The 12,667-nt window shown below is 44.2% G+C and carries 10 protein-coding genes; 6 read left to right on the top strand and 4 right to left on the bottom strand.

Annotated elements, in window-relative coordinates; all coding sequences use genetic code 11:
- Positions 1-20 precede the first annotated feature (20 nt).
- From M9196_RS08975 to M9196_RS08965, 3 genes are all read left to right on the top strand, one after another.
- Entirely contained in the window at positions 21-206 is a 186-nt protein-coding gene (locus tag M9196_RS08975) for a hypothetical protein (RefSeq protein ID WP_250617198.1), read from the top strand.
- A gap of 325 nt (positions 207-531) precedes the next feature.
- Positions 532-942 (top strand): hypothetical protein, encoded by a 411-nt coding sequence (locus M9196_RS08970; protein WP_250617197.1) that lies wholly within the window; start codon positions 532-534, stop codon positions 940-942.
- A 205-nt stretch (positions 943-1,147) separates the two neighbouring features.
- The gene (locus tag M9196_RS08965; RefSeq protein WP_250617196.1) at positions 1,148-2,254 is read left to right on the top strand and encodes a phosphoribosylaminoimidazolesuccinocarboxamide synthase; all 1,107 of its coding nucleotides are present in this window, start codon (positions 1,148-1,150) and stop codon (positions 2,252-2,254) included.
- An 86-nt stretch (positions 2,255-2,340) separates the two neighbouring features.
- Here the strand turns inward: M9196_RS08965 and M9196_RS08960 are convergent, their stop codons facing one another.
- Positions 2,341-2,727, bottom strand: coding sequence for a transporter (locus M9196_RS08960; RefSeq protein ID WP_250617195.1), 387 nt, complete (start codon positions 2,725-2,727; stop codon positions 2,341-2,343).
- Positions 2,728-3,029: 302 nt separating this feature from the next.
- Positions 3,030-5,384: a helicase-related protein gene (locus M9196_RS08955; RefSeq protein WP_250617194.1), complete on the bottom strand. Its 2,355-nt coding sequence runs from the start codon at positions 5,382-5,384 to the stop codon at positions 3,030-3,032.
- Between the two features lie 196 nt (positions 5,385-5,580).
- Here M9196_RS08955 and M9196_RS08950 point away from each other — a divergent pair, with 196 nt between their 5' ends.
- The 3 genes from M9196_RS08950 to M9196_RS08940 all read left to right on the top strand — a co-directional run bounded on the left by M9196_RS08950 (position 5,581) and on the right by M9196_RS08940 (position 8,480).
- The gene (locus M9196_RS08950; RefSeq protein ID WP_250617193.1) at positions 5,581-7,269 is read left to right on the top strand and encodes an NAD-dependent malic enzyme; all 1,689 of its coding nucleotides are present in this window, start codon (positions 5,581-5,583) and stop codon (positions 7,267-7,269) included.
- A gap of 126 nt (positions 7,270-7,395) precedes the next feature.
- Positions 7,396-7,719, top strand: a complete 324-nt coding sequence (locus tag M9196_RS08945; protein WP_250617192.1) for a DUF3392 domain-containing protein — start codon at positions 7,396-7,398, stop codon at positions 7,717-7,719.
- A gap of 92 nt (positions 7,720-7,811) precedes the next feature.
- Positions 7,812-8,480 carry a SanA/YdcF family protein gene (locus tag M9196_RS08940; RefSeq protein ID WP_250617349.1) on the top strand — a complete coding sequence of 223 codons (669 nt, stop codon included), beginning with the start codon at positions 7,812-7,814 and terminating at the stop codon, positions 8,478-8,480.
- Positions 8,481-8,577: 97 nt separating this feature from the next.
- Here the strand turns inward: M9196_RS08940 and M9196_RS08935 are convergent, their stop codons facing one another.
- Both M9196_RS08935 and M9196_RS08930 read right to left on the bottom strand, forming a co-directional pair.
- Positions 8,578-9,858: a sensor domain-containing diguanylate cyclase gene (locus M9196_RS08935; RefSeq protein WP_250617191.1), complete on the bottom strand. Its 1,281-nt coding sequence runs from the start codon at positions 9,856-9,858 to the stop codon at positions 8,578-8,580.
- A 344-nt stretch (positions 9,859-10,202) separates the two neighbouring features.
- Entirely contained in the window at positions 10,203-12,653 is a 2,451-nt protein-coding gene (locus M9196_RS08930) for a calcium-binding protein (RefSeq protein ID WP_284677139.1), read from the bottom strand.
- Positions 12,654-12,667 lie beyond the last annotated feature (14 nt).

The raw sequence follows: 12,667 nt of genomic DNA, 5'->3' as shown, positions 1-12,667 counted from the left end.
TTTAAGGGTGGGGAGAAAAAATGTATACGTTCACCATTGAAGGTTTTTGTGATTGGTGCCAAAAACCAAACTATGTGACTAAGCACCAGTATGTCGACGGCAAGTGTCATTTCTCATGTGAGGAATGTGTCAACTTCGCGGCGATGGATGTAAGGCAATTTAATCAAGCGGAGTTAGAATACAGAGACTCCCTGTGTAAATCTTAGCTTTTTTCAGGCGCCCCTTTTAGAAAAGGGGCGTTATTATTTTTACTCTACACCTGCCCACCGTATTCCTCTTTTTCCTTAGCGCATCGTAAATCGGTCAATCAAACACCATGGCTATCCCTTCATACAGTAGTTATACAGTACTTCAGTGTTACTACGTCTACTTCCGAAACCTATGTTGTTCCACGTCACATTTTCATAAATTATAAATCCATATATATCAATAGCTTAAGAATATATACGGACAGATTTAAAAAAACACATTGACCTTTTTACACCTTAAAACTACTGTATAGACATACAGCATGTATAAAAGGACAGGTTTATGTTGCGAGATACTGAAATTCTTAACCCACTGAACATCCATTCACGTCGTGACGTTACGGCAAAAAGAGCGCTTCCGCCGTACCAACGGGGCATGGAAACGAATGTACTCAGTCAAGTGTCTCAGCTCGCTTCAAAACATCAATGGATACTACTTACTGCAGAATGTCCTCGCCCTACAATGGCACAAGTTTCTCATTATGAAGAGCTGGGTAATCATATGGTGCAAATGAAACCATCACTGCACCTAAGCCAAACACAAGTTATCGAAAAAGCCATTCAGTCAGGCAATGCCTGTGCCATTATCGCCCATGGCGACTTTTCATCCACTAGTCAGCAGCACTTGCAGCAGCTTGCTCAACAATATAACTGCGAAGTTATTTTTCTTGTGCCCTCTCCTTATTTACACTAATCCTTCGTTCGGAGAATCAATACAGCAAAGAAATGGCGCTTTTCTGAACGGACAAGAAAGATAAATAGGAAAACGAAGCAAACGTTTGCTTTTATGATGGAAGCGAGTCTGAATTCTGGTATGATGCGGGGAAAAGTGAGCATTTAGTTGCTCTTTCTTCTTTGTCGCCTTTGCTGCGACGCCAACGTTAGATAGGAATGTCTCAATGAGTCTCGCTGATCAAGTCCTTGCTGTAAACGATGATCTCCCAATTCGTACCGATAAGCCTGTGCATAGTGGTAAAGTACGTTCAGTCTATTGGTTGACCGAAGCAGATAGTCGCCGCCTGATTAAAGATAAAGGTTATGATGTGGCAGAAGATGCCCCTCTAGCTATTATGGTAATCAGTGACCGTATTTCAGCATTCGATTGTATCTGGCATGGTGAAGGTGGACTAAAAGGCGTTCCTGGAAAAGGCGCTGCACTCAATGCCATTTCCAATCATTGGTTCAAGCTCTTTAAAGAGAGCGGGCTTGCTGATAGCCACATCTTAGATATTCCTCACCCATTTATCTGGATTGTTCAAAAAGCTAAACCTGTCATGATTGAAGCGATTTGCCGTCAGTACATAACAGGGTCTATGTGGCGCGCCTATGCGCAAGGCGAAAGAGAATTCTGCGGTATTACTCTACCAGAAGGATTAAAGAAGGATTCTAAACTTGACGACGTACTCATTACTCCGTCGACTAAAGGAATTTTACGTGATATCCCTGGCGTACCAGAAGCTGATGACGTTAATATCACTCGCGACAATATCGTCGATAACTACTCAGCTTTTAACTTCTCTGATATCGAAGGTGTCGCACAATACGAGAAATTGCTAAAAGAAGGGTTTACCGTCATTAGCGACGCGCTTGAGCAAATTGATCAAACCTTTGTTGATACCAAATTTGAATTTGGCTATGTAACTGATGCAAGCGGCAACGAAAAATTGATCTACATGGATGAAGTGGGAACGCCTGACTCATCTCGTATTTGGGATACGACGGCTTATCAAGAAGGTAAAATCGTAGAAAACTCCAAAGAAGGCTTTAGACAGTTTCTCCTTAACTACTTCCCAGACCCAGATATCCTGCTTAACAAAGAGCGCATGCCAGAACGTGAAGCATTAGCCATCAATAATGCTCTACCGCTAGACGCTCTGACGAGCGTGTCTGAAACCTACATTGGTATTGCCGAGAAAATCACAGGACAAAAGATCGTATTGAGCGATAACCCTAAACAAGAAATCATTGATATTCTTCGTCGCGATTATAATTTAATCGCTGACTGATTTATTGTTTAACAGTTACTCACGTATTGATAGCAACGAGCGTATTAGTAAAAAGAGAGGGGGTTAAATGCCCCCTCTCTTTTCAATTAGGACGAGAGTATGATCGTTAGCACATCATTCTCAGTGTCTAATAAAACTTTTGTTTCGGTTTTTGTCTGAATTTCGTCTAATTGCTCAACTTCCAGTGAATAAGGCATCACGACTTTAAGACGGGAAATTTTTTCCTCACGAGCCAGACGAATTAAACGAATCAAATTGCGTTCATCACTTTGTCGACTTGAAAGCGTATTAAGTGCTTCATTCCACAAACGTGAGTCAACATCCTCTAGTTCTTTTGCATTCGCTTTCCACGCTTCCCCAAAAATTGGTGCGACGGAGGTTAATGCTTCAAGAAATGTCCACTTCTTGCTGCAAGATGCGCCAAGAAAGCTTGTATAGTCAAATTCTATTTCCGTTAAGATCTCACTGCTCATCACCACTCCTGCTTACAGAATGTTATATAGCTACTATTGTCCAACAGTCGGCATATAGCAATAGGATATATTAAAATCATCTTTTATTACTTCAGTAGTGATTTAATAGTGATATAAAAAGCCAATTCGCAACAAAAAATGAACAAAAATGCACCAGTGTGCATAATCTTATTTAACCGATTGCGTTCCTAAGCCCTGCTCTAAGATCGGTCATACGCAGGATAAGCAGGATAGATACCACAACCGAAATGCAGCCTAAGATAATAGAGCCCAAAAAATACAGCGGTAACACTAAGCATCATTTATCTTAGATCAATCACTCGGCTCGCTTTTTTATAACGGACTCGCCACCCTTGCCAAGCAGGTAACTCTTTGCGCATTGGATCCGCCTTTCTACTGCCGCTATTGAAATGAACTTGGACAAGTTTACTTCGCCCAAAATATTCCACGTCCAACTTTAAACCACTTAACTGAATAATGAGCGGAAAACGAGCAGCAAAATCTTGGTACTCCCAATGAGGAACACCTTCTACAATAAAATCATCTTCATCCAACAACTCAAGATCACTCAACGATTCCACGCCCAGAGCTTTCAAATTATCGTGTAACCATTGCTCTACGGTGATCGGTGAGACTACTTTACTATGCTCAGCCAGCCCCAATTCTTGGTAAAGCTGCCAGTGCTTCAACTCACTTTGAATGCGTTGAGCTAACGCAGGAAACACTTTCTTAACCATGATGGCGTTGACCATCATGGTTAATGCGCTGCCGCCTTCCGGCTCTGATAGTCGCGTTGTAATCACTCTACCAGCGTACTGCAATTCATCGAGGTTTTTCAGGCCCTGCTCAGTATCAACCGTTTCTTTTGTCCGCCACTGGCCAACGCCTGAGTGTTCGATCATCGTCATGCTAACGGGCATAACGGCAGTGGCTAAGTTCATAGTTTCCCTAACGCCTCGTCCCGGTAAGCTATGAATAGAAAACACCAGTGCTCCTTCAGAGCTTGGTTTCAGCCTGCTTTGACGCCCAAGAAGAACTTCCATATGACCATTGCCAAGCGCCTCTTTACGTTTCTTGCGGCGTACAAACAACAATTCGTTGTTAGCCTGAATCGTTGCCAGTATCCACTCTGAAATATCATAACGTGACGCAACCTCTCGCGCAGGCAACTGAAACACATCACGCATCTGTTGTGATAGACCTTGCGCTTCCTTCAATGCTTCCGCATTAATAGTAATGCCGCTAAACACCTTGCCTCGAACCAATCCTACTAAAAGCGTCGCATCGCAGCCTCTTGGCTCTTGTTTATCCAGCGCTTCAAGCACTTCTTCATTACCAGAGAGTTGGTACACATTGCCTGTTGTGCACAACGCCGCCGTTAAGTCGATCATCACTTCTTTTAATGCGTTGGTCGGCATTTTCGCGATTAGATGTGCGTATAAAGTATCAACCGGTAACGGGGCGAGTTGACGACCATGTTCGGTGATACCAGATTCATTAATTGCTCCAAGCTCTGTCAAATGCAGGATCGCTTGTTCTAGGGATTTCACGGGAATTGCATCGATAAATTCTAGTCTCTCTATCGACAGGCCACACCCTGCCGCAACAAGAGCCGGTTCCACAACGGACTCTCGCTGAAGTTCTGGTGGCGTCACTGCGGCAAGCGCGGCATGCTCGCCATACAAACGAACACATTGCCCATTCATCACGCGGCCCGCTCGCCCACTTCTCTGTTTAGCACTGGCTTTGGAAATATGAGAGAGCATCAGCGTAGTACGACCATTTCTTTGAACATTGCGACGCTCAAGACCAGAATCGATAACCAATTCTATGTTCGGTATTGTCAGGGAGGTTTCAGCCACGTTCGTCGCCAAGACGATCTTACGCTTGCTCTGCTTTGTCATCGCTAGCGTACGTTCCGAGTCTGTGACGGCCGCATATAAGGGAGCGATAATACAGTCGTATTGCTCAGCAGTGGATCGCAACATAGACGCCGTTTGTTGTATTTCCTTTCGGCCTGGGAGAAACACCAACACATCACCGTTTAATGTCTGCCAGTAACGCTCAACCGTTTCTTTAATTCTCTGCTCTAAATCTCGGCTATCGGGCAACTGGCGGCTATCGTCTCGGACATGCTGGAGTGCAACGTCATAATGACGTCCCTGCGCCACCAAACGTTGCGCACCGAAATACCCAGCGAGCTTTTCTCCTTCAATGGTCGCCGAGGTGATGACGGTTCGATGGCTCTGTGCTTTTTTTAATAGTGCCACCAGTAAGTCTGTATCCCAACGTCGTTCATGAAACTCATCAATAATGACAATATCAAAATTCGCCAGTTGATTTTCAGCAAACCAACGTAAAGCAACACCCGGTGTCACAAACACCACACGAGAGCTATCTTGGTAGCAACTTTCGAGCTTTATCGCATACCCCACACTCACACCTACCTTTTCAGATAGCGTTTCTGCGACAAACGCAGCCAGCGAGGTACACGCAATCCGACGCGGTTCAACCACCAGCACCCTTCCTTGTGTCATCGCCCAAAGTGGCAAACGTGTCGATTTACCCGATCCCGTCTCAGCCTCAACCACCAAGTGGTGCTTGTTAAGTAACTGTTTAAATTCGGATTCAATGCTATCAATAGGGAGAGAAATCATAACGACACTAAGCAATAAGTATTAGGGATGTGAGTATAACGAGGGTCAACCAAAGTTTCGAGATGCATCAATACAATTTTCCCTAGCGAGACACAAGCCGTTAACAAAACTTCATCGCGATATCGAGAATTATATGGTAAATTACGCACCTCAATTGTGCTCAATTCCATCTCCACTGTTCCCAAACAGGTAACCCATGAACAACAATAAACGACCGCTTTATATTCCATATGCAGGCCCTGCCCTACTTAGTACCCCACTTCTAAATAAAGGCAGCGCTTTTAACAATGAAGAACGTATGTCTTTCAACTTAGAAGGGCTACTACCGGAAACTACTGAGACCATACAAGAACAAGTAGACCGAGCGTATAAGCAATATACGAGCTTCGAAAGCGACATGGATAAGCACATTTATCTTCGTAACATCCAAGACACCAATGAGACGCTTTTTTACCGCTTGGTTCAAAACCATATTTCAGAAATGATGCCGATCATTTATACCCCTACTGTTGGGGCAGCGTGTGAAAACTTCTCAAACATCTATCGTCGTGGACGAGGTTTGTTTATCTCTTACCCAAACCGTGACCGTATTGACGACTTGCTAAACAATGCTCGCAACCACAACGTTAAAGTTATCGTTGTCACGGATGGTGAGCGTATCTTGGGATTGGGAGACCAAGGCATTGGCGGCATGGGGATCCCAATTGGGAAACTGGCACTGTATACAGCATGTGGCGGAATTAGCCCTGCCTACACGTTACCAATTGTTTTAGATGTGGGCACCAACAATCCACAGCGTCTTGCGGATCCAATGTACATGGGTTGGCGTCATCCACGTATTACTGGCGATGAATACCGCGCGTTTGTGGAAGACTTTATTCAAGCAGTTCAGCGCCGCTGGCCTGATGCGCTCGTTCAATTTGAAGACTTTGCACAGAAAAATGCGATGCCACTGCTTGAGCGCTACAAAGATCGCATTTGTTGTTTTAACGATGATATTCAAGGTACCGCTGCGGTCACCGTAGGGTCTTTGCTCGCGGCATGTAAAGCGGCAGGCAGTAACCTGTCTGACCAGCGCATTACCTTCTTGGGTGCAGGCTCTGCTGGTTGTGGTATTGCCGAAGCTATCGTGGCGCAAATGGTGTCTGAAGGCATCTCTGATGAACAAGCTCGTTCACAAGTCTTTATGGTTGACCGTTGGGGCTTATTGCAAGAAGGCATGCAAAACCTTCTCGATTTCCAACAACGTTTGGTACAAAAGCACGCTAACACCGCCGATTGGCAAAGTGAAAACAGTGGCTTCTCTCTGCACGATGTCATTAAGAATGGTAAGCCAACAGTATTAATTGGTGTATCTGGCGCTCCGGGTCTGTTTAGTAAAGAGATCATCCAAGAGATGCATCAGCATTGTGAACGCCCAATTGTGTTCCCACTTTCAAACCCAACCAGCCGTGTTGAAGCAACACCCAATGACATTCTTCGCTGGACCAAAGGTCAAGCATTGGTCGCAACAGGTAGCCCTTTTGACCCTGTTGTTGTGGAAGGAAAAACCTACCCTATCGCGCAATGTAATAACAGCTATATTTTCCCTGGTATTGGTCTTGGTGTACTCGCGGCTCAAGCCTCGCGCGTTACCGATGAAATGTTAATGGAATCTAGCCGAGCGCTGGCCGAGTGTTCTCCACTGGCACAAAAAGGCTTTGGGCAACTATTGCCGCCATTAGAAGAGATTCACTTAGTGTCAAAACGCATTGCCTTTGCGGTCGCTAAAAAAGCCATCGAGCAAGGCGTTGCAAAAGAAACCTCTGACGAGACGCTTCGTGCCGCAATTGAAGAAAACTTCTGGCAGCCCGTGTACCGTAAGTACAAGCGCTCTGCGTTCTAAACGGAATACACCTCACATTTAGCGGTTTACTAACATATAGGCTCTTGTTTACAAGGGCCTTTTTTTTGTTTAATAACTCCGTTTCTAGACTCAGCAATGCGACATCAGTAGTAAGGACTATCTTTTATGCTTAACATCTTCGCGCCCGGTGGCCAGTTTATTTCGCCCTATCTTTTTGAGGTCTCCACGGCACTTGTTGCTTGCGTACTTGTCGTACTTGGGGCAGACATAAACCGCTTGATGCGAAACGCATTGCGAAACACAAATTTCGCAATTCGTACGGTCTGCTTTATACTACTTAACGCATTTGGCTATGGGCTGGTGATAATAAAAGCAACGCCCTTATTAGCAGATGTTTTGGATAATACCGAACCCGGCTTGATGTTCAGCATTGTGGTTCTAAGCTTTGTGAGTATAGGAATTTGGGCTCAAAGGAATCGTCAGATTTAGTGACCTTTAGATTTAGCAAGGAAACGTTGTTCTCCACATCCGTGCTCTCTGTCATCAAGAGAGGGCTTCGTATTGCTTGTTATACTGTGATCATGTTCGTTGTTTTTGTTGTCTCCGTTGACCGCTGGGTTAGCTGGCAAGCTGAAGACCGCATTCTCACGTCTATTAAACAGATAGATAACGTCCAAGTTGCGGTGGTGTTAGGCACCAGTAAGTACTTGGGCCGCACACTCAATGAATATTATTCACATCGCATCGAAGCCGCTATCGATCTTTATAATGAAGGGAAAGTGTCACACTTTTTACTCAGCGGAGACAATGCCCATCGCTCGTACAACGAACCTTGGACAATGAAGCGTGATTTGTTGCGAGCCGAAGTACCCGAACCAGCAATTCACCTCGATTATGCTGGTTTTAGAACGCTAGACTCCATTGTTCGAGCCAAGAAAATCTTCGATACCGATGACTTTCTCATCATCACGCAAAAGTTTCACTGTGAACGAGCGCTGTTTATCGCGCGTTCTTACGATATCAATGCGACCTGCCTTGCGGTATCGGGTCCAACATCTAAATCGGGCTTCTCTATTCGTCTTAGAGAAGTCTTTGCACGAACAAAAGCATTCTTGGACTTATATATCATGGACACGCAGCCTAAATATTTAGGCCCTAAAGAGCCCATCATTCCTGAAGTCGAAACGGTAGAAACGGTAGAAAGCGAAATGACTCCCATCGATCCAACGGACCCGCTGATGAATCCTTGATCATCAAAAAACTTAGTTATCATCAACAAACTTATTTATCATCAACAGCTTAGTGATCATCAAACTTCATTATCAACCAACTTGGCTAACCAACGAATCAGCCAGCCACAACACAATTCCTTCCCGCTTGTTTGGCACGATACAAATAGTTATCTGCCTGAGTGATGGCTGCATAAACATTGCCATCGTACACATCTGAAACACCAATACTGCACGTCAACGGATCCCCGTGTACCCATAGATGGCTGCTCACTTTCTGGCGTATCTTTTCGGCTTCTTGTTCAGCGAGTGAGCGATTCTTGTCAATACAAAAAATGACAAACTCTTCGCCTCCCCAGCGTACAACAATGTCTGGTTCAGTCATAAACTCCGACAATATCACCGCAAATTCACGTAACACGTCATCACCAACACTGTGTCCATAGGTATCATTGATGGATTTAAAGTAGTCAATATCAATAAAAAGAATACTCATTACATGAGTTGAGGTGCTTTCCTGATAGCTATCTAGCCACTCTCTAACCGCATGTCGGTTGCGGATCCCCGTGAGAGCATCTTTATGTGCTAACTCGGCAAACCGAATGTTTTCGCTTACTAGCCTCTGATTGAGACGGGCTAAATGCGCCGTTCTTTGCTGCGAACGTTCAATATCTCGGTGGTGCTTTCTAAACTCCCACATAATCAAACTGGTGGCAGCAATAACCCAAATCACAAGTAACATTAAAAACAGGCCTTCACCCTCAATATAGCGCCCTATCAACGTGATGTTCTTAATCGTTATTTGATGGTCACCCAGCGCGGAGTTTGACCCCGTCGCTAACTCAAACTTAGTAACATTGCTGTATTCAGGGGAAGCAAATTCTAAGGGTATTTTATTGTCGACTAACCACCACGTCATCACCTGAAAGTTTTTAATAGGGATCGATAACCTCTGATTGTCATAATTCAGCGTAATGCCGTTGTACTTATGAGTATACTCATCTTCAAGGTTTGAATAGGCGGGATTGTAGTTTCTCAAATAAAGGCGCAGCGATTTTTCGGCATCAAGCGGTTGGGGGTAATCCAGTTCAATTTCTAACGTATGATACGCAGAAAGATCTTTTCCTTTTGATGCATCATCAGTTAAATGAATAGACAACCCACAGTAGGGCCAGGGGTAGTCGCTGCTTTTTAATTCACAACTGAGTTGAACTTGGTTTTTATTGGCTGTCAGCGTCGACAGGCTTTGACCTCCATCTTGCTGATCGTTGGTCGCAAAGCGCTTAAATTGCTCAGACGTTAAAACCAGCCGTTTCTGGTCCCCCCATAATTGAAAAGACTGAACAACCGCTACCGTGACAACAACCATTAGCAAGAGGCATTGATAAGGAAACTTCATAAAGTGGCGCAAAACTCCTTGACTAGTACATCAATAACGTACTGTTTGGCGTTATGATTCGCAATCATCAAATTCCGATACCATGAAGCCTCTCGCTCTATCCAGCGCTTAACATTGACAATTTTGTGTGATCTATAAATTGCTGGTTGTGGGGGATCGGTTTAATACGCAATCAAAAGGGTTCTTGCCTTTCTCAAATTGTCTTTTTCGAATATCCGACCTTGATTTCGGTCAGTAGCCCTTCGGTACAATCACCACCGTATGAAGCACTGGTTTAGGGAAAATAACAAAAAGGTCTTCGACATATGTCGAAGACCTCTTCAAGTACATATTACCCATTACTACTAAACAATCTCAAAAGATCCATCGTTTCCGATTATATACTCAACATTTGTTATAATAGTAAACACATCATTAGCTGTATCTACGTCAAGGTTCACATCGAGAGAGCTATCAAAAACTTTATACTCTTGTTTATGGGCAGCTCCGTTTACTTCAACATTTATATCCGCTTTCGCAGCGTTAAACACCAATGAGTCTTGACCGTGCCCTCCATTTACATAATCTTGGCCGCCACTTGCGTAGACGGTATCGTCACCGTGCATCACGTTAATAATATCGTCGTAGTCAGTACCCGTTACTTCCTCTTGACCTGCGCCCGTCCACTTGTCGTTATAGGTCATACCATGCCCTAAGCCACTGAAGTCGATAATGTCGTCACCACGAGTACCGTTTAATACTTCAACATTTGAAACCGTATCCGTTGATGTGACATCAGAACCTTGCAACGTCTCAACATTAAAGGTATCACTATCAACAACCGTTACTTTTAAGGAGTCAGCATTTTTGTAAGTATCATTGTAGGTCAGTGTATCGATACCTTCAGCCCCATCAATAATGTCACTTTCAGCGTTAATAGCTAAGTGTGCTGGTGCCTTTTGGTCAGCATATATGGTGTCATTACCCGCACCTGCATGTATGTAATCTTGACCATCTCCGCCGTCTAGCGTGTCATCGCCTCCCAGATACGTGAACCCAACGCCATTATCTCCAAATAACACATCATTACCGCTGCTACCGGTGAGATCATCATGACCATGAGTACCAATAAGCATGGAATCAACACCCTCTTCTGCTTTAAGATTATCGTAGGCATTGTGACCAGTTACTAGTGTGTACGTTCCTTCTGAAAAAGTGGCTTTTTCAACATTGCTTAGTTGATCCTTACCGTCACGTCCACCAATTGTATCTGTGACCGTGAGGCGATTTTGAAAATGATACTCTAGGTAAGACCCACTAAATATCGCAGTATCGATTCCTTCTCCACCATTGAGGTTGTCATTTCCAGCACCACCGTGAAGAAGATCATTCCCTGCGCCACCATTGAGGTTGTCATTACCACCATGGTGAGTAAAACCAACACCGTTATCGCCGAGCAATACATCGTCTCCGGCACCGCCGTTCAAAGTGTCATCACCAGTGAACCCAACTAATAGAGTATCAATATCTCCAGCCGTTAAATTATCACCTGCGTTGTGACCACGTAGAAATGCATACTCGCCGTCAGCAAAGGAAAAGGTTTCGGTGTTTTTGACAAAATCATTACCGTCTCGTCCGCCGACTAAATCTCTTACTTCCGTATTACCGCCAGACTGATGTAAGAAGTTATAGTCCAATACTGAGCCGCCAAATACGGCCTTATCGATCCCTTCGCCACCATCAAGATGGTCATTACCAGAACCACCATGGAGAATGTCATCGCCTCCACCGCCATTTAGGTTATCGTTACCAGGGGCGTGGGTAAACCCAACCCCATTATCACCAATTAAGACATCATTGCCGTTGTTGCCTGTGAGGTCATCATGACCATGAGTACCGATTAAAAGAGAGTCGACTCCCTCTTCGGCTTTCAAGTTGTCGTAACCATTGTGACCTGTGACCAACGTATATGTCCCATCTGCAAAGCTTGCTTTTTCTACACTTTCATCAAGTTGGACCACACCATCACGATCATTAACGGTATCTGTCAATGTTAAACGATTTTGATAGTGATAATCGAGAACTGAGCCCTCAAATACTGGGATGTCACCCGTGAGGATACCGACTATGTTATCTTGTTGAGCATCAGTTAACTCTTCGCTACCATCAATAATACGTGCAATATAGACATTATCAGCTACGCCATTAAGAGTAATGGTTGTCCCTTTATTTCCATTACCAACACCCGAGAAAAAAGTTAAAACAAGATCATCGCCATTAACAATAATCGACAATTCTTCGTCAACTGCAGTGTCAACAAACGTATTCGCATTTTCAAGGCCGAACGTTTCATTGCTACCTTCAGCAGCCACTTTAAGTCCCAGTGAATCGTCAAAAAATTTATCATTTAACCTTTCGAGCTTTTGGTCCAGTTTATTGTCTACGTGACCTTCATGGGTGTCATTTCGTGCTAAATCATTCGACAACACGAAATGTTTGCGATCCACTAAGAACTGTAAGTTATCGGTGCCAACCTCAAAGTCGGTAATGGTATTTTTACCACCATGGGTGATACGCATGGCGAATGTATCCGCACCAACACCACCAGTTAGTGTGTCGTTTCCCACGCCGCCAAATAGGATGTCATCACCCGCACCACCATTGAGAGTGTCATCGCCCTGGTTTCCCTCAACGATGTCATTATTATCTCCACCGTTGATTACGTCATCTCCTTTACGCCCCCTAATGTGTTCATTGGCATTTCCACCGTTGATTTCGTTATCTCCTAACGTGCCTTTTATATTTGTTAATTCCATGTCGATCATTCCTT

Origin of the sequence: Vibrio methylphosphonaticus (assembly GCF_023634655.1) — a bacterium.
Taxonomy (GTDB): Bacteria; Pseudomonadota; Gammaproteobacteria; order Enterobacterales; family Vibrionaceae; genus Vibrio; species Vibrio methylphosphonaticus.
Note: the sequence above shows the minus strand (reverse complement) of the source record. Positions and strands in the feature narration are given on the sequence as shown.